The organism is Luteimonas sp. Soil_C_5 (assembly GCF_057656615.1).
Genome location: NZ_JBDGKA010000004.1, coordinates 46480 through 63556, shown reverse-complemented (window position 1 = coordinate 63556; position 17077 = coordinate 46480). Strand labels below are relative to the sequence as shown.

Here is a 17077-nt window from a genome sequence, read left to right as displayed (position 1 = left end):
ACGGGCCGCTGCCTAGAGTGGCGGCCAGTCATCGTGCTCGCCCGGAGCCCCCATGAACACCAGCGTCCAGCAGAATGCACTGCCCACCCAGCTTCCGACCCAGACGCCGAGCCAGCAGCCCGGCTGGAACCCGCAGGCAGAGGCCGAGCGCCTGCTCGGTGTGGGCTCGCAGATCTTCCGTGACGACTACGCGGCGCGCGCGGACGCGTTCGCCGACAGCCTCGACGGGCTGGATGCGCAGCAGCGGCAGGAGCTGACCGCGGCGATCCTCGATGCCGATTCGAACGCACTCAACTCCTGGCTCAATCCGTCCGAATTGAACGGTCTCGACGCACGCCAGCTCGGACTGGTGGGCGAAGCGATCGCAGGCGCCTACAACGCCGGGCATCCGGCGCTCGAGACCTTCGAGGTGCCGGCCAATCCATCGTCGTACGGTCCGGAGACACGCCAGCAGAGTCCGCTCGATGGCGCCGTGCTGTCGCAGAGTGCCTACAGCACCGGTTCGGGACTGGACACCGCGCAGCAGGCGCGTGATTTCGTCGAACTGATGTCGGCGGGCACCGGCCCCGAAGCGTCGCAGTTCCGTGCCGATTACGCCGAGCATCTGATCGAGCAGTACGTGCTCAACGACGCGGTCGATCAAGTGACCCGCGATGCGGCGGCCGGCATTGCCGCGCAGATGATCGGCAACGACACCACGCGTCCGGATCGCGTGGTCGACGCGCTGTCGGGCTTGAGCGCCGAGGATCGCGCGACGTTCCTCGAACACGTCGAGCGGTCGTCCAGCCTGTTCGGCAACGACAGCATCACGGGGCTCGCCAATGGCGATGCGCGCCAGCCCGATCCGGCCGACATCCGCCTGCAGGACGGCCTCAGCCTGCTGATGTCCGCCGTCGCGCGCAGCGCCGATCCCGCCGCGGCCACGCTCGCGATCGAATTCGCCGGACTGCCGGCGTCGAACGCCGACTGGTTCGGCCGCATGGAGGCCGGCGATCGCAACACGGCCTTGAGCCAATTGTTCCTGTCGCACAGCGATGCGGTGCTGGGTGCCATGAGCACCTACGACAGCGCGAGCGCCGGCAACGCGGCCGATCCCGGCGAGCGCATCTACAGCGCCAACGTCGATGCACTGGGCGCGCTGTTCGGCGAGATCCTGTTCAATCCCGATGCCTCGCTTCCGGGCGTCGTACAGGCCAACGTGCTCGATTACAGCGCCCAGCTGACGAGCGAGATCAATGCCAGCGCCGGCCGCGAGAACTACGAGGGCTTCGAAGAGGCATCCGGCCAGCTGGTCGTGCTGCGCGCCGCCACCGGCGAAGCCGTGGCCCAGCAGTACGACGCCATCGCTGCCAGCCGCGAATCCACGGCCCAGGCCATCGGCTTCCTGGTGGATCTGACCCTGGCCGCACTGCCTGCCAACCTGCGTGCCGGCGACGCGGTCCAGAACGCGTTGGCGGATGCGCTGCCGGAGGGCGCGATCCGCGAGGCGGTGCAGGGCCTGAGCGGGCAGATCGTCAGCGAGGTCTCCGGTCGCCTGACCACCGAGGCCAAGTCGCAACTGGCTGAAGCACTGGGCGAGGACTACGCCGACGTGATCGAGCAGTCGCAGCTCCAGGTGCAGATCGAGGAGCAGATGCTGGCCGGCATCGAGAACGAGCAGGACCGCGCCAACATCCGTCGCGACTCGGACGGGATCAGCGGCAACCGCTGATCATCGGATCGGACGAAGACATGACGCCGGCCAATTGGCCGGCGTTTTTCCAGGCGACGCGTCAGCCGTGATCAGCGCCGGTTCGCCAGCACACCGTCGAGCGCGAGCCCGGTCTTGAACCCCGCGGTCTCCAGCCGTCGCGCGACCTCGCGCGGCACGTCGCGGCCGCTGGTCAGGCGGTTCGGCGCCCCGGTGTAGTGGAACAGCCGTCCGCCCCGGCGCAGCACACGCGCGAGGTGGTTGTAGAACACCTGCGAATACAGTTCGCCGGCGATGCCGAAACGCGGCGGGTCGTGCAGCACTGCGTCGACGCTGGCATCGGCGATGTCGACGATGGCCTCGGAGATGTCGGCATGCGCCAGCAGCAGGCGACCGCCGCTCCCGGGCGCCTCCGGATCGGGCGACCAGGGATTGAGCGTGCGTAGCCACAGCACGTCCTCGTTCTTCTCGAACGAGCGGATCTGCGCGACGCCCGATTCGAGACAGCACGCGGCGAAGTAACCCAGACCACCGCAGGTATCGAGCACGGTCTTGCCGCGCGGCGCGACCAGCGCGACCTTCTGCCGCGCATCCTCGATCGGCGAGATCCGCGCCGAGACCAGCATCTTGATGCCGTCGATCTCGAACGTCGGCGGGCCCCAGTCGGTCGGCACCAGCTTGATCAGCGAGCGCCCATACCGCGACACCGCGGACCACGCATCGCCCTCCAGCACGTAGAGCGTGCGGTCCTTGAGCGTGCCCGGCCACGGATAGTCATGGCCGCGCCACGACCAGTGATCGTCGGCGACGGTCACCGTGTCGACGCTTCGGCCCAGGTCCAGCGATCCCGACCACTCGGTTGCACCGGCGCCGCGTGCGGCGAGCAGCGCCTCGGCAGTCTCGCGGGTCAACAGGGGGCCGGTGGCGTGGGGCATCGCGGAGTCGGACTCGGATCGGGCGGGCATCGTAACCGGTCCGCAGGCGCCCCCTGTCCGATTGCCTGCGCTTCGACGAGAATCGCGGCTCCGGACGGATGCCGTCCATTTTCGGAAGTCGTCGCATGCGCGTTGCCGCTATCACCGTGGCCGTTTCGGCCGGGCTGTTGCTGTCGGGGTGTGGGTTCAACGTGTCGGGTGACGGAGGGAAGACGGAGGCGGCGACGACCGCACGCGCCGACGCCGGCACGACCGCGCTGGAGATCGACGGCGAAGTGGCCGGCGAGATCACCTCGTCGAGTGGCGTCAACTACAGCGACGGCAGCCGCTACCAGAAGTTCTCGCTGCCGCTGACCGAAGGGCAGGCCGTGTCGCTGACGCTGGAAGGCCCGCTCACCGGCACGCTGGCGGTGTTCAACGGCGACCAGATGATCGGCCGCGGCGAAGGTCCGGGGCTCTCGTTCCGCGCGACCACGGCCGGCGACTATCTGGTCGTGGTCAGCGGCCGCGGCGCCGAGGCCTACGGCCCGTTCCGTCTGGGCGCGAAGGTCATCGCGGCCTACGACGGCAAGCCGCTGGCAGGCGAGGGCGAGGTCATGGACTGGCTGACCGGCAGTGCGCAGGACTACACGCTGCAGGTCGAGCGCGCCGGTCTGTACACCATCACGCTGGCGTCGACCGCGTTCGATCCGGTGTTGCGCGTGCGCGGACCGGGCGTCGAGGCGGAGAACGACGACAGCGGCGGCGGCACCGATTCGCTGCTGCGCCTGTTCCTCGAACCCGGCAGCTACACGATGAACGTCGCCGCGCTCGAAGGCGGCGGCAGTGGCGACTTCAATCTGGCCGTGCGTTACGCGCCGCTGCCCGGCGGCATGGTCACCCAGGACGGCACGGCGCTGGTCTCGGGCCAGACGGTGTTCGCGCGTGTCGAAGGCGGCAGCGGTCGCCAGTTCGTGCTTGATGTGCCGCGCGATACGCAGGTCACCCTGGATGCGCGCTCGGAGGAATTCGACACCGTGCTGCATGTCCAGGGTCCGGGGGGCGACTTCGAAGATGACGATGGTGGTGCCGGCACGAATTCGCGCCTGTCCACGCGCCTGACGGCGGGCCGCTACACCGTGCGCGTCGAAAGCCTCGGCAGTGGATCGGGCATGTTCGAAGTGCAGGCGCGCATCGACGGCGTCGAGCCGCCGCCGGCCGTCGAGGCGGTGACTGCGCCCTGAATTGCGTAGTCGCGTCGGGCGCGCGGCCTGTCGAACACAGGCCGTGACCCGTGGAACGGGGACAGGTTCCTCATCGCCGTAAACGCAACTTGAACACGCGCCCTGCAAATAGGTGCAGTGCGCGTGAAGGTTTGTGTGCGCTTCAGGCTGGACGGTCTTTACTGCGCCCCGCGACGCCGCTTGGCGTTGCGGAATTCCCCCGCAAAGACGCGGTTGATCGCGTCTCCAAGACCAAGAAAAGGAAGGCCCCGATGAAGAAGCTCCTGATTCCTGCCGCGATCGCGGCCGCGCTGTGCGCCCCGTCCGCATTCGCCCAGAGCATGGGCGGCGACACCTACCGTCCCGACCTGCAGGTCGGCGAAGGCAACGCATTCGTCGCCGGTAACGTCGGTCGTACCGACGGCGGCACCGCTGGCCGCTTCGGCACCGGCGATTTCAACGTGTTCGAAAGCCGTGATGGCCGCAAGACCGGCTACGGCCTGGTCGCCGGTTACCGCTGGAAGGTCGCGCCGAGCTTCGGCATCGGCATCGAAGGTGGTTACGCCGATCTCGGCAACATCGAAATCCGCAACGTCACCAACAGCGACAATGTGGACCAGAGCCGCGACACCAACGCGCTGCGCGGCTGGCAGATCGGCGGCAACGCGCGCTGGAACGTGATGCCGGCGTGGTACGTCAGCGGCCGCGGCGGTTATTTCCGCGCTTCCGACAACAACTTCGACTACTACAACTCGGTCGGCCAGAACCTGGGCCTCGAGAGCGGCGGCAGCGATGGCCGCAACAGCTGGTATGCCGGCGTCGGCACCGGCTGGAACGCCACCGAGAACTTCAGCGTCGGTGTGCATTACGACTACTACCGCGCCAAGTCCGGTGACGTGCGTGATCCGGTGAGCGGTGGTCGTTTCGACGGTCCGAAGCGTTCGACCGCACTGCTGGGTCTGCAGGCCGAGTACACGTTCTGATCCACGCTGTCCCGGCGCTCCGGCGCCGGGATGGTTCCGCGATACGACAAGGGCGCCCTCGGGCGCCCTTGTCATGTCCGCCTTTCGGAGGCCCGCCGCGTGGTGAGGCTCAGGCCGCGGTCGGGACCGCCAGCATCGACACGTTCGCGGCGCGGGCCGCGTCCGTCGCCACCACGGTCGGCGTGTCGAGGCCCAGATGACGCGCCAGTTCGCGTTCGTAGCTGCCGTCGGCATTGCGGATGCGCAGCGTCGCGTGCTCGCCCACCAGTTCCTGCACGAGGCCGCCTTCGGTCGCCTCACGCCGGCTCAGGAACGCCCGAACCACCTGGCCGGTGCCGTCGTTGCGCAGCACCCACAGGCTCTGCGACATGTCGTATTCCAGGGTGAAACTCTCCACGGGGCGCTCCTCCTGTCGGGTAGGCCGCGAGTCTGCTTACGCCTGCATCGGCGGCGTGTGAACCGGGATGCCCGGTCTCCACGCCCGGCTGGCAACTCCGACACGGCCCTTCACGATCACACCGTGCGCGCGCAGCTGTACCGGGTCGATATCGCGAACTGCGTCACAGGCGCCGCTTCACGCCCGACGGAAGGAGCGGCTCACAGCATGGCCGCTCCCCGTCCATCAGGAAGTCCCATGTCCTCTGTCTCCGCTTCCCCGCGCGTCCGTCTGCATGTCGAAGATTCCGGTGGCACCGGCCGCCCCGTCGTCCTGATCCACGGCTGGCCGCTCTCGGCCGCCTCGTGGTCGGAACAGGTCGGCCCTCTGAAAGACGCCGGCTATCGTGTCGTCGCCTATGACCGCCGCGGCTTCGGCCGTTCCGACAAGCCTGCGGACGGCTACGAGTACGACACCCTCGCCAACGATCTCGCGGGCGTGCTCGAAGATCTCGATCTGCGTGACGTCACCCTGGTGGGCTTTTCGATGGGCGGCGGCGAAGTCGCGCGCTATGTCGCCAACCACGGCGAGGACCGGCTGCACAGTGTGGTCTTCGCCGCGGCCGTGCCGCCGTATCTGATGAAGACCGACGACAACCCGGACGGCCCGTTGACGCAGGACAAGGCCCAGGAGATGGAAGACGGCCTGAAGGCCGATCGCGACACGTTCTTCGACGGCTTCACCACCGATTTCTTCAGCGTCGACGGCACCCTCAAGGTCGACGAGTCGCAGCGCCAGGCGGCGATCGCGCTGGCCCGCCAGTCGGACCAGACGGCGGCCCTCGGCTGCATGAAGGCGTTCGCCACGACCGATTTCCGCCAGGATCTCACCCAGGTCACCGTGCCGACCCTCGTACTGCACGGCGATGGCGACGCGACCGTGCCGTTCGAAGGCTCGGGCCAGCGTACCCACGCGGCGATCGCCGGCAGCGAACTGGTGGTGGTGCCGGATGCCCCGCACGGCTTCAACGTCAGCCACGCGGACGCCTTCAACCGCGCGCTGCTGGACTTCCTCGCCCGCTGAGTGGGGCTGGCGCAGCGTTGGCGGTCCCACGGGGCCGCCAGCCTGCGCGTCGTGACCGTGCTGACCGACTGTCCAGGAGAGCGTCATGTCCACGCCGTATCCCCTCGCGTACCAGCGTTACGACGCGCACCTGTCCACACCGGGTCCCGACGAGGCCGAACTTTCGGCCGAGCTCGACGCCGTGTTGCTGTCGATCTGCGAACAGACCTGGGAGGACGAAGGCCACGCCTTGCGCGCGGTCCACGCCAAGAGTCATGGCCTGCTGCAGGCGCGCGTGGAGATTCCCGCCGGCCTGGCACCCGAGTTGGCGCAGGGCGTGTTCGCAACGCCGGCGCACTACCCCGCGGTGCTGCGCTTTTCGACCACGCCGGGCGATCTGTTGGCCGACCGCGTGTCGACGCCACGCGGTGTCGCGCTGCGGCTGTGCAATGTCGATGGCGTACGTCTGCCGGGCGATGGTCCCGACGGCGTGCAGGATTTCATCATGGTCAATGGGCCGCACTTCAGTGCGCCGGACGGCAAGGCCTTCCTGCGCAGCCTGAAACTGCTGGCCAGAACGACCGATCGCATGACGCGTACCAAGCAGCTGGTGTCGGCGATCCTGCGCGGCACCGAACGTGGGCTCGAGGCGCTGGGCGGCGAAAGCGGCACGCTCAAGGCCATGGGCGGCGAGCCGCCGCACCACATTCTGGGCGAGACCTTCTTCAGCCAGCTGCCGCTGCGCTACGGCGAGCACATCGCCAAATTGCAGATGGTGCCGGTCTCGCCCGCACTGCGCGCGCTGGCGGATTCGAAGCTGGATCTCGCGGACGACGATGCGATCCGCTCGGCGGTCGTCGATTTCTGCCGCAGCCACGACGCCGAATGGGAGCTGCGTGCGCAGCTGTGCACCTCGCTCGCCGAGATGCCGATCGACGATGCACAGGCCGAGTGGGACGAGACGCGCAGCCCGTACCGGATCGTCGCGCGGGTCATTGCGCCGGCGCAGGACGCCTGGAGCGAGGCCGCCAGCCATGCCATCGACGACGGTGTCGGCTTCAGCCCCTGGCATGGCCTGGAGGCGCACCGGCCGCTGGGCGAAATCATGCGGCTGCGCCGCTCCGCGTACGCCGCGTCGCAGGGGTTCCGCGCCGGGAAACAGGGCGCACCGTTAGGCACCGGTTGTCCGTTCGCCTCCACGGGTCAGGCGTGACCGCCAGCGTCCGGTCGTCAGGCGATGGCGTTACCGCGCATCGCTGCATTCGGGCCATGGCGCACGCCCGGGTGGCCGCGTACGCTGACGCCCCATGAGTTCTCCGACGCGCGAGCCTGATCCGGCCATTGCCGATGTCGAAGCGGTTGCCCGCATCGGGGCCGTTCCGAAGATCCTCGACACCATCGTGCATCTGACCGGGATGCGCTTCGTCGCGATCGCGCGGGTGACCGAGGCCAGCTGGATGGCCTGCGCGGTCCACGACGCGATGTCCTTCGGTCTGCAGCCGGGGGGCGAACTGGAACTCGGCACGACGATCTGCAACGAGGTCCGCCAGCACCGCCAGCCGGTGGTGTTCGGCCACGCCAGTCGGGATCCGGTATGGGCGGACCATCCCACGACCCGGCATTACGGACTGGAAAGCTACATCTCGGTGCCGATCCACCGCGGCGACGGTGCGTTCTTCGGCACGCTGTGCGCCATCGATTCCAGGCCGGCGGATCTCGACAACCCCGGCATCGTGCGCACGCTGGAACTGTTCGCCGACCTGATCGGCATGCAGCTCGAAAGCGAGGACCGCCTGCGCACCAGTGCATCGGCGCTGTCGACGGCGCTCGACGTCGCACGGCTGCGCGAAACCTTCATTTCGGTGATCAGCCAGGATTTCAGGGCGCCCATCCAGGCGGTGCTGATGGACACCTACGAGATCCGTGAACACCCGGAACTCGATGCCGGACTGCGCACGCGCGTGCGCGCCATCGAAGCGAACGTGTGGAAGATGTCGGCGCTGCTCGACAACATCGTCGACTTCTCCCACCGGCGCCTGTCCGGCAGCAGTCCGGCGGTCCTGCAGTCGGCCCACGTCGTGGCGCATGAACTCGAACGCGTGGTGTCACAGGTCGCGGCGCAGCATCCCCTGCGGCCGCTCGCGGCGTCGATCGGGATCGACCATCCGGTCGAGTGCGATCTGCCGCGCCTCGGTCAGCTGCTGGTGATTCTGGCCACGCATGCGCTCAAGAGCGGCGACGCCGAGGACACCGTCACCCTCGACGCGTACACCCGCGACTACACGCTGCATGTCTCGGTGCTGGTCGGCGGCCGCGAGCTCGGTCCGACGATGCTCGCGCAGCTGTTCGAGCCGGCGTCCGCACTGGATCACGGCAGCGATCGGGACGCACCCGGCTGGGATCTGTTCATCGCCGCTGAAATCGCGCGCGCCCATGGTGGCCGCCTCGATGCGAACGTCGATCGTCGCGGCACGCATCTGGTGTTCTCGATGCCGTGCCGCGCGGACGCCGCGGGCGATCCATCGCAGCCGGCGACCCAACGCCCGGACTGAAACTGCGCAGGTCAGGGCGACAGCCCGACCCACACCTGCATGTCGATCGTCGCCAGCCCGCCATGGTTGGTGAGGAAGGCCACGTCCGCCGCGTCGCGGCCCGTCGCCACGACGATGCGTCCACCACGCGGCTCGGCCTGGGTGGGGTCGTAGGTGTACCAGCGCCCGTCGAGCCAGACCTCGAACCAGGCATGCAGGTCCATCGGCTCGAGCTGGTACAGATAGCCCACCACCATGCGTGCCGGCAGCCGCAGCGCACGGCACAGCGCGATGCCGACATGGGCGTAGTCGCGGCAGACACCGGCACCGTGGCGCATGGTCTCCAGCGCATCGGTGCTCGCGTTGCTCTCGCCGTAGCGATAGACGATGTGGTCGCGGATCCACTGGCAGATCGCATCGACCTGCGCGCCGCCGGGCGCGGCATTGCCGACGATGCCCAGCACCTCGTCGAACAGCATGTCCGACGGGCAATAGCGGCTGGGCAGCAGGAACTGCACGGTGTCGTGCGGCAGCTGCGCGGGCGGTGTGGCCGGCGCGTGACCGGCCACGGCGATGTCCGCCTCGGTCTCGATCTCGATCTCGGCGCGCAGCGTCATCCGGCCCTTGGGCACGATGAAGCGCTGGCAGACGTTGCCGAAGCCGTCGATGAATTCCGCAGGCCGCACCTGCGGCGTGAACCGCCAGGTTTCGCTGACCAGCCACTGGCTGGCGGTACTGCGCGGACGCAGCATGGCCACCACTGCGCAGTCGGCGTCTGCCTCCACCACGATCTCGCAACCGGCCTGCAGGCGCATTTGGACATTCCCGTTCGAAGGCGCGAGCGTAGACGACGCGATGTGCAGCCCGTGCACACACCGCAGCGGGTCTGCCTGCGCCGGTCACGATCGGCCGACGTCTGGGCGGGCAGGGTGGCGGCTCTCCACGGTCGAGAGGCACCCCATGCAACAGCCCGCACAACAGCAGACGGTCCCCGGCGTCGAAGGCAAGCTCGATCCGCCCGCCGATCACGGCGAAGACAGCTACCGCGGCAGCGGCCGCCTGCAGGACAAGGTCGCGATCATCACCGGCGGCGACAGCGGCATCGGACGCGCGGTCGCGCTGGCCTACGCGCGCGAAGGCGCGGACATGCTGGTCAGTTATCTCAACGAAGACGAGGATGCGCGCGAGACGCAGCGCCTGGTCGAAGCCGCCGGCCGCCGCTGCGAGCTGGTGCCCGGCGATCTGGCCGATCCCGCGCATTGTCGCGCGATCGTGCAGAAGGCGGTCGATGCGTTCGGCCGGCTCGATATCCTGGTCAACAACGCCGCCTACCAGATGAGCTACACATCGCTGGAGGAGATTCCGGACGACAAGTGGGACTACACCTTCCAGGTCAACGTCAGCGCGATGTTCCACCTGTGCAAGGCCGCGGTGCCGCACATGCAGCCGGGCGCGTCGATCATCAACACCAGTTCGATCAACTCCGACAAGCCGAAGGCGACGTTGCTGCCGTACGCGGCGACGAAAGGCGCGATCGCGAACTTCAGTGCGGGTCTCGCGCAGCTGCTGGCCGACAAGGGGATACGCGTGAACTCGGTCGCACCGGGGCCGATCTGGACGCCGTTGATTCCGTCGACGATGCCGCCGGACCAAGTGGCCTCGTTCGGTTCGCAGGTCCCGCTCAAGCGGCCTGGCCAGCCGGCCGAGTGCGCGCCGATCTATGTGCTGCTGGCGTCGGACGAAGCGAGTTACATGAGCGGCGGCCGCTATGCGGTGACCGGTGGCGCACCGATCCTGTGATCCCCGCGCGCCCGGTGCTGATGCGCAGGCGACTGAATGCGCTGCTGGATGAACGTGTGGCATCCAGCGTCGCGTTACGCGGGTTTTGCAGCGGAAAACTTCACCTCTGCATCGCGCGATCGCTTCTACAACGTGCGCACCCTGCAATCCCCGCAGGCGGAGCGATGACGATGGACAAGAACCGTACCGAAGGTGCAAAGAACCAGGTCAAGGGCACCGCAAAGGAAATCGCCGGCAAGGTGACAGGCAACACCGGCAAGCAGATCGAAGGCAAGGCCCAGAAAACGGCCGGCAAGGTGCAGAGCGCGGTCGGCAAGGCCAACGACGACGCCCGCAAGGGTCGTTGAGTTCCAACTGCGACGCGTCACTCGACAGGCGGCTTCGGCCGCCTGTCGCATTTGGGGGAGTTATGGAACACACGCCGGTTCTGATGCCGGCGCATCACACCCCGCGCCGCGTGTGACCGCGCAGACAGCCGTCAGCCGATCACCCGCTCGAACGGTGGCAGCGCATCCAGGATCTTCTTGCCGTAGCGCCGGCTGATCAGCCGCGAATCGAGAATGATCACGCGCCCGGTATCGCTGGACGTGCGGATCAGGCGACCGGCGAACTGGGTCAGCGTGCGCAGCGCATGCGGAATCGCGATCAGGTTGAAGGCGTTGAGGCCGCGGCCTTCCAGCCATTCGCTGAGCGTCGAGGTCTGCGGGTCCGTCGGCACCGCGAATGGCACCTGGGTGATCACGACCGTCGTGCAGGCCTCGCCCGGCAGGTCCAGACCTTCGCCGAACGAGTTCAGGCCGAACAGCACCGAACCGTCCTTCGCCGCCACGCGCTTGAGGTGCTCGGCGACGACCTGCGATTTGTTGGTGCCGGTCTGCATCTGCACCTGCGCGCGGCGCGAGGCCGGCAGCAGTTCGGCGACCTTCTCCATCTTCCAGCGCGAGGTGAAGAGCACCATGCTGCCCTTCTTCCAGTCGAGTTCGCGCACGAGGTATTCGGCGATCGCCTTGGGATGGCCTTCGCGGTCGTCGGGCGTGACCGGGAAATTCGGCACGATCAGCTGCGCCTGCCGGCGCAGGTCGAACGGCGAGGGCAGCGACGCCATCTCGGCGTGATCGGGCAGGCCGGTATCGATCGCGAAGGACTGGAAATCGCCGCCGCCGGTCAGCGTCGCCGAGGTCATGACCACCGAGTCGATGTCCTTCCACAGCAACTGGCGCAACACCTGCGCCGCCGACACCGGCGAACAGTGGCAGACCAGGTCGCCATCGCGGGTGGCGGTGACCCAGCGTGCGAACGGCGGCTGGCCGTCGCGGTCCTCGCGGCGCCAGCCCGACCACAGGTCGTGCTGCTGTTCGACCATCTCCAGCGCCATGCCGAGGCTGCGCTGCAGGCGCTCGCGCGCCGGATCGTCCTGCTTGCTGCGCGCGACCAGCGTCTGCGCCGCGTGCACCCAGTTGAACAGGGCGCGGCTGTCTTCGCCGAGCGTCTCGATCGCCGGCTGCCATGCCTCGGGCAGGCGTCCGTTGACCGCGCGCCACATCGGATCGCGGTCGTCGGGCTCGGGCCGCCACACCGCGTCGATTTCCAGCCGGAACGCCTTCAGCGCCTTCGACACGCGCGTCGCCAGCTCGATCGCCTCGTTCGGCAGCAGCGTGCCGATCTTCTCCTTGTCGACCAGCCGGTAGGCACCGGCGATCAGGATCTGCAGCCGCGAGACGCGCCGGGCCATGTCGCCGAGCGGCAGCTTCGCCGCCCCCTGGTCGATCGCGACGCTGGCCACGTGATGGCCTTCGTCGAGCACCAGCAGCATGTCGGCCGGCGCCGCCAGCAGCGGCTGGCCGTTCTCGACATCGCCCAGCGACAGCGACGACAGCAGCAATGCGTGGTTGGTCACCACGATCTGCGCCTCGCGCACGTGGTTGCGCGCCTTCAGCACCGGGCACTGCTGGGCGAAGCTGCAGCGGCGGCCGGCGCATCCCGACGCCGGTGTGGTGATGCGCGTACGCAGGGCCGGCGAGACGGGTTCGGGCGCGGCATCCAGATCGCCGTCCCACAGCCGGTCGGCATGCGCTTCCAGCAGCCGGCGCGCCGCCTCGGTCTCGTGCGGCGCCAGCGGGCGGTCGTAGAGCTGGGCCTCGTAGTCGCCGCCCTCGTCGGCGCCGAGCGGGGCATCGCCGAACATGCCGGCCTGGCTGGTCTCGCCATGCAGCTCGGCGGCGTTGCGCGTGCACAGGTAGCGCGTGCGGCCCTTGGCCAGCGCGACGGTCGCCTCGATGCCGGTCGCCTTCAGGAACGCGGGAATGTCGCGTTCGACCAGCTGCGACTGCAGGGCCACGGTACCGGTGCTGATGACCAGCTTCTTCTTCGTCGCCAGCGCGATCGGCACGCCGGCGGTCATGTAGGCCAGGCTCTTGCCGACGCCGGTCGGCGCCTCGGCGATGCCGATGCCGCCCGACGTCGCCAGCGCACGCGAGACCAGGGCGATCATCTGGCTCTGCGAGCGGCGGGTGCTGAAGCCGGGGGTATTGGCCTGCAGCTTCGCGTACGCATCGCGGATGTCGGCCTTCAGCGCGTCGGTCAACGCGCGCGGCGTCGCGGCGGCCGGTTCGGCCGGCGACTGGAGTTCGGGTTCGCCCATGCGCGCATTTTCCCACGCGCGGTCCCGCAGGCCGAGATTGATTTCTGAACGCGATGACCGGACGGCCAGGCGGCTGCTAGATTCGCGCCTTCGACAGGGAGATGCCGATGGCCGCGGCCACACAGGATCTGGACGTATTCGTCCGCGATGCGCTGGCGTCAGGCGCCAGCCGCGATGAAGTAGCCGACGTGCTGGACCGGGCCGGCTGGCCGCCCGAACAGGTGCGCAGCGCGCTGGGCACCTATGCCGACATCCCGTTCGCGGTGCCGGTGCCGCGTCCGCGTCCGTATCTCTCGGCGCGCGAGGCCTTCCTGCATCTGGTGCTGTTCGCCACGCTCTACGTCTCGGCGTGGCAGCTGGGCAGCCTGCTGTTCGACCTGATCAACTACGCCTTCCCGGATCCGGCCGATCCGGATTACCGGCTCGAACGGCTGGGCCAGTCGATGCGCTGGGCCGCGGCCTCGGTCGTCATCGCGTTCCCGGTGTTCGCCTTCGTCGCCCACAAGCTGTCGCGGGAGATCGCGCGCAGTCCGCTCAAACGGCTGTCGGCGGTGCGGCGATGGCTGACCTACATGACGCTGTTCCTGGCGGCGACCGTGCTGCTGTGCGATCTGATCGCGCTGGTCTACAACGTGCTGGGCGGCGAGCTGAGCGTGCGTTTCCTGCTCAAGGTGCTGGTCGCCGGCATGATTTCGGGCGCGATCTTCTCGTTCTACCTGCTCGATCTGCGCCGCGAGGAGATGGAGCCATGACGGTCTCCGGATACGGCCGCGGCCTGCTGATCGCCGGGGGTGTGGTGGCGTTGCTGGCCGTGGGTACGGTGCTGGTGCTGATCGGATCGCCGTCGGCACAGCGCGAGTCGCGACTCGATGCCGCGCGCATCCGCGATCTCGTGCGTATCGAGCAGCTGGTCAACACCCACGCGCGCCGCGAGAACGCGCTGCCGGCATCGCTGGCGGCGCTGGGCGGCAACGCCCGCGTCGTCGATCCGGTCAGCGGCCTGGCCTACGGCTACACCGTCGTCGATCCCCGCACCTTCCGCCTGTGCGCGACTTTCGCGACCGACAGCCGCAACGCCCTGCGCCAGGCGGAACCGTGGACGCAGCGCGACTGGCAGCATCCCGTTGGCGAGACCTGCTTCGATCGCACGCTCGAGCGCGGCGTGCAGGCCGAGTCCCCGGATTCCGTGCCCTGAGCGCGGGCTGGCGGCGACGCGCCTGTCGACGTCGCGCTGCCCTCCAGGTGGCGGCCCCGTCCTAGGCGCGGTGTCTGCCTCGCCGGCCGGCATGCGTGGCGCGCTTCGCTTCGAAATCGCGGGCGATGTCGGCCAGCGTCACCGCCGCCAGCCTCGTGCGCAGCAGGGTCTCGGCTGCGCCCATGGCCTCGATGAGATGCGCATTGACGGCCTGTTCCACCAGACAGTTCGGGGTGTCGTTCGCCACACCGAACGCGAACGGGGCCGGCGCGCCGAGCGCTTCGTGGATGTCGAGCAGGGTGATCGCAGCCAGCGGCCGCGCCAGCGACCAGCCGCCGCCGTGTCCCTTCAGCGAATGGACGTGGCCTGCATCGCGCAGGCCGCCCATGGTCCGCCGCACGACGACGGGATTGGTGTCAAGCATCGCGGCGATGTCGTCCGACGTCGCCGGCGCATCGCGTTCGGCGAGATGGATCAACACATGCAGCATGCGGCTCAGGCGACTGTCGTTGCGCATCGGAAGCATCGGGGTGCCGGGGACGCCCGGTATAGCAGCCGCCCGCTCACGACACAACACAAGTTGCAAGAGCGCGCGTGATCGGCGCATCATGAAACTTCATAAGTGGCGTAATGACGTCGCCGTCGGTGACGGGCGCCGCGCGATGGAGACGACATGAGGTATGACGTGATCGTGGTGGGTGGCAGCTTCGCCGGACTGTCCGCGGCCCAGGCGCTGGCGCGTGCGCGGCGGCGTGTGCTGGTCATCGATGGCGGCCTGCCGCGGAACCGTTTCGCCGCCGCAGCGCACAACATCTTCGGTCACGACGGCACACCGCCGGCGCAGCTGTTCGCGCACGGACGTGCGGAACTGGCGCGGTATCCGACCGCCGAACTGCTGGCGGCCCAAGTGCTGACCGCGACCGCGGACGCCGCGGGCGTTCTGGTCACCCTGAACGACGGCAGCACGCGCAGCGGGCGTCGGCTGGTGCTGGCGACCGGCCTGCGCGACACGCTGCCGGACGTATCCGGCGTCGCTGCGCGCTGGGGCGCCACCGTCCTGCATTGCCCCTACTGCCACGGCTACGAGGTCGCCGGTCGCGCGCTGGGCGTACTGGCCAACCATCCCGGCGCGGCGCATCACGCCTTGATGCTGCCGGACTGGGGCCCGACGACGTATTTCACCCAGGGACGCTTCCCGCCCGACGCGGATACGGCCGCGCAGCTGGCCGCGCGCGGCGTGACGATCGAACACAGCCCGATCGTCGCGCTGCTCGGCGAGGCGCCGGCGCTCGACGGCGTGCGCCTGGCGGATGGCCGGGTGGTCGCGATCGCGGCGGTGTTCATGATTCCGGCGAGCCACCAGGCGAGCCCGCTCGCCGCGCAACTGGGGTGCGCGTTCGACGACGGCCTGCTGGGCGCGCACGTCCGCGTGGATGCAATGAAGCGCACCACGGTGCCGGGCGTCTACGCCGCCGGCGATGCCGCGAGTCCGATGCACAGCGCGACCGCGGCCATCTCCGCCGGTGTGCTGGCGGGTGTCGGTGCACACCAGTCGCTGGTCGCCGAGGCTGCGGGCGCAGGCAGGCGCGTGGCCTGAGCGGACGCGGTCGTGGACGGCAAGGGTTCACCGCGAGTTTCCGCGTGGGCCCGGATACTGCAGCCATGACACGTCTGCTCTGCCTGTGGCTGCTCGCGCTGTGCGCGCCGATGGCCGCTGCCTCGACCACCGCGCTCGATGCCGTACTCGACGATGCCCAGGCCCTGGCGCCGCTGCGCACGGTGATCGTCGCGCGTGACGGCGCGGTGCTGGCCGAGCGCGGCTACCACGGTGGATCGCCGGGCCGCTCGACCAACATCAAGTCGGCGTCGAAATCGGTGGTCTCGGCCCTCGTCGGCGTCGCGATCGAACGTGGCCTGCTGGACGGCGTCGACCAGCCGGTCGCGCCGCTGCTCGCCGACCGCCTGCCGGCGTCGCCGGATCCGCGGATGGCGGACCTGACCATCGGCCATCTGCTGTCGATGCAGGCCGGGCTGCAGCCGACCTCGGGTCGCCAGTACGGACGCTGGGTCGCGCAGCGCGACTGGGTGCGCGCCGCGCTGGCGCAGCCCTTCGTCGACGCGCCCGGCGGCGGCATGCTGTATTCGACCGGCTCGACGCATCTGCTGTCGGCGATCCTCACCCGCGTCGGCGGCAAGCCGACGCTGCAGCTCGCACGCGAGTGGCTGGGGCCGCAGCCGGGTTTCGCGATCACCGCCTGGGAACGCGATCCGCAGGGGATCTATCTCGGCGGCAACCAGATGGCGATGACGCCACGCTCGCTGCTGGCCTTCGGCGAGCTCTACCGCAACGACGGGCGCGCCAGTGACGGCGCGCAGCTGTTGCCGGCGACGTGGATCGCCCAGTCCTGGCGACCGCGCACGCAGTCGATCTACACCGGTGATGGCTATGGCTACGGCTGGTTCACGCGCCGGATCGAAGGCCACGACGTGCGCTACGGCTGGGGGCACGGCGGGCAGATGCTGTACATCGTGCCGGCGCTGGAACTGACGGTGGTCATGACGTCCGACGAAAGCACCGGCACCGCGCGGTCCGGACATCTGGGCCAGCTGCACGGCCTGATGGGCCGCATCCTGGCCACCCAGTCGCGCTGAGTGTTGCACC

At 69.0% G+C, this 17077-nt stretch carries 17 protein-coding genes; 12 read left to right on the top strand and 5 right to left on the bottom strand.

From position 1 onward, the window contains the following. Positions 1–52: 52 nt before the first annotated feature. Complete coding sequence (locus AC3A5K_RS12150; RefSeq protein ID WP_487617802.1) at positions 53–1711, top strand: hypothetical protein; 1659 nt, start codon at positions 53–55, stop codon at positions 1709–1711. 71 nt (positions 1712–1782) lie between these two features. Here AC3A5K_RS12150 and AC3A5K_RS12145 read toward each other — a convergent pair whose 3' ends face one another. Next, on the bottom strand, positions 1783–2655 hold the full coding sequence (locus AC3A5K_RS12145; protein WP_487617801.1) for a class I SAM-dependent methyltransferase: 873 nt from the start codon (positions 2653–2655) through the stop codon (positions 1783–1785). Positions 2656–2750: 95 nt separating this feature from the next. On the opposite strand from AC3A5K_RS12145, the gene AC3A5K_RS12140 reads away from it, so the two are divergent. Both AC3A5K_RS12140 and AC3A5K_RS12135 read left to right on the top strand, forming a co-directional pair. Then, positions 2751–3848, top strand: a complete 1098-nt coding sequence (locus AC3A5K_RS12140; RefSeq protein ID WP_487617800.1) for an ABC transporter substrate-binding protein — start codon at positions 2751–2753, stop codon at positions 3846–3848. A 251-nt stretch (positions 3849–4099) separates the two neighbouring features. After that, the gene (locus AC3A5K_RS12135; protein ID WP_487617799.1) at positions 4100–4810 is read left to right on the top strand and encodes an outer membrane protein; all 711 of its coding nucleotides are present in this window, start codon (positions 4100–4102) and stop codon (positions 4808–4810) included. A 109-nt stretch (positions 4811–4919) separates the two neighbouring features. Here the strand turns inward: AC3A5K_RS12135 and AC3A5K_RS12130 are convergent, their stop codons facing one another. Beyond that, entirely contained in the window at positions 4920–5207 is a 288-nt protein-coding gene (locus AC3A5K_RS12130) for a hypothetical protein (protein ID WP_487617798.1), read from the bottom strand. A 237-nt stretch (positions 5208–5444) separates the two neighbouring features. Between AC3A5K_RS12130 and AC3A5K_RS12125 the strand changes: the two genes are divergently transcribed. The 3 genes from AC3A5K_RS12125 (at position 5445) to AC3A5K_RS12115 (ending at position 8800) form a co-directional block, all read left to right on the top strand. Continuing rightward, on the top strand, positions 5445–6269 hold the full coding sequence (locus AC3A5K_RS12125; protein ID WP_487617797.1) for an alpha/beta fold hydrolase: 825 nt from the start codon (positions 5445–5447) through the stop codon (positions 6267–6269). A gap of 85 nt (positions 6270–6354) precedes the next feature. Then, positions 6355–7461: a catalase family protein gene (locus tag AC3A5K_RS12120; RefSeq protein WP_487617796.1), complete on the top strand. Its 1107-nt coding sequence runs from the start codon at positions 6355–6357 to the stop codon at positions 7459–7461. 94 nt (positions 7462–7555) lie between these two features. After that, positions 7556–8800, top strand: a complete 1245-nt coding sequence (locus AC3A5K_RS12115) for a GAF domain-containing sensor histidine kinase (RefSeq protein ID WP_487617795.1) — start codon at positions 7556–7558, stop codon at positions 8798–8800. A gap of 11 nt (positions 8801–8811) precedes the next feature. Here AC3A5K_RS12115 and AC3A5K_RS12110 read toward each other — a convergent pair whose 3' ends face one another. Continuing rightward, positions 8812–9594, bottom strand: coding sequence for a transglutaminase domain-containing protein (locus AC3A5K_RS12110; RefSeq protein WP_487617794.1), 783 nt, complete (start codon positions 9592–9594; stop codon positions 8812–8814). Between the two features lie 145 nt (positions 9595–9739). Between AC3A5K_RS12110 and AC3A5K_RS12105 the strand changes: the two genes are divergently transcribed. Both AC3A5K_RS12105 and AC3A5K_RS12100 read left to right on the top strand, forming a co-directional pair. Next, positions 9740–10579, top strand: coding sequence for an SDR family oxidoreductase (locus AC3A5K_RS12105; protein WP_487617793.1), 840 nt, complete (start codon positions 9740–9742; stop codon positions 10577–10579). Between the two features lie 170 nt (positions 10580–10749). Then, on the top strand, positions 10750–10926 hold the full coding sequence (locus tag AC3A5K_RS12100) for a CsbD family protein (protein ID WP_487617792.1): 177 nt from the start codon (positions 10750–10752) through the stop codon (positions 10924–10926). Positions 10927–11057: 131 nt separating this feature from the next. Here the strand turns inward: AC3A5K_RS12100 and dinG are convergent, their stop codons facing one another. Further along, positions 11058–13220 carry an ATP-dependent DNA helicase DinG gene (dinG, locus tag AC3A5K_RS12095; protein WP_487617791.1) on the bottom strand — a complete coding sequence of 721 codons (2163 nt, stop codon included), beginning with the start codon at positions 13218–13220 and terminating at the stop codon, positions 11058–11060. A gap of 107 nt (positions 13221–13327) precedes the next feature. Between dinG and AC3A5K_RS12090 the strand changes: the two genes are divergently transcribed. Then, complete coding sequence (locus AC3A5K_RS12090; protein ID WP_487617790.1) at positions 13328–13972, top strand: DUF5671 domain-containing protein; 645 nt, start codon at positions 13328–13330, stop codon at positions 13970–13972. Further along, positions 13969–14415 (top strand): hypothetical protein, encoded by a 447-nt coding sequence (locus tag AC3A5K_RS12085; protein WP_487617789.1) that lies wholly within the window; start codon positions 13969–13971, stop codon positions 14413–14415. Before AC3A5K_RS12090 ends, AC3A5K_RS12085 begins: the two co-directional genes overlap by 4 nt. 61 nt (positions 14416–14476) lie before the next feature. Here AC3A5K_RS12085 and AC3A5K_RS12080 read toward each other — a convergent pair whose 3' ends face one another. Further along, positions 14477–14932 carry an Rrf2 family transcriptional regulator gene (locus AC3A5K_RS12080; protein ID WP_487617788.1) on the bottom strand — a complete coding sequence of 152 codons (456 nt, stop codon included), beginning with the start codon at positions 14930–14932 and terminating at the stop codon, positions 14477–14479. A gap of 156 nt (positions 14933–15088) precedes the next feature. Between AC3A5K_RS12080 and AC3A5K_RS12075 the strand changes: the two genes are divergently transcribed. Beyond that, a complete protein-coding gene (locus AC3A5K_RS12075) occupies positions 15089–16012 on the top strand; it encodes an NAD(P)/FAD-dependent oxidoreductase (RefSeq protein ID WP_487617787.1) in 924 nt (307 codons plus the stop codon). A 65-nt stretch (positions 16013–16077) separates the two neighbouring features. Further along, positions 16078–17067, top strand: coding sequence for a serine hydrolase domain-containing protein (locus AC3A5K_RS12070; RefSeq protein WP_487617786.1), 990 nt, complete (start codon positions 16078–16080; stop codon positions 17065–17067). The last annotated feature ends 10 nt before the right edge of the window (positions 17068–17077 follow it).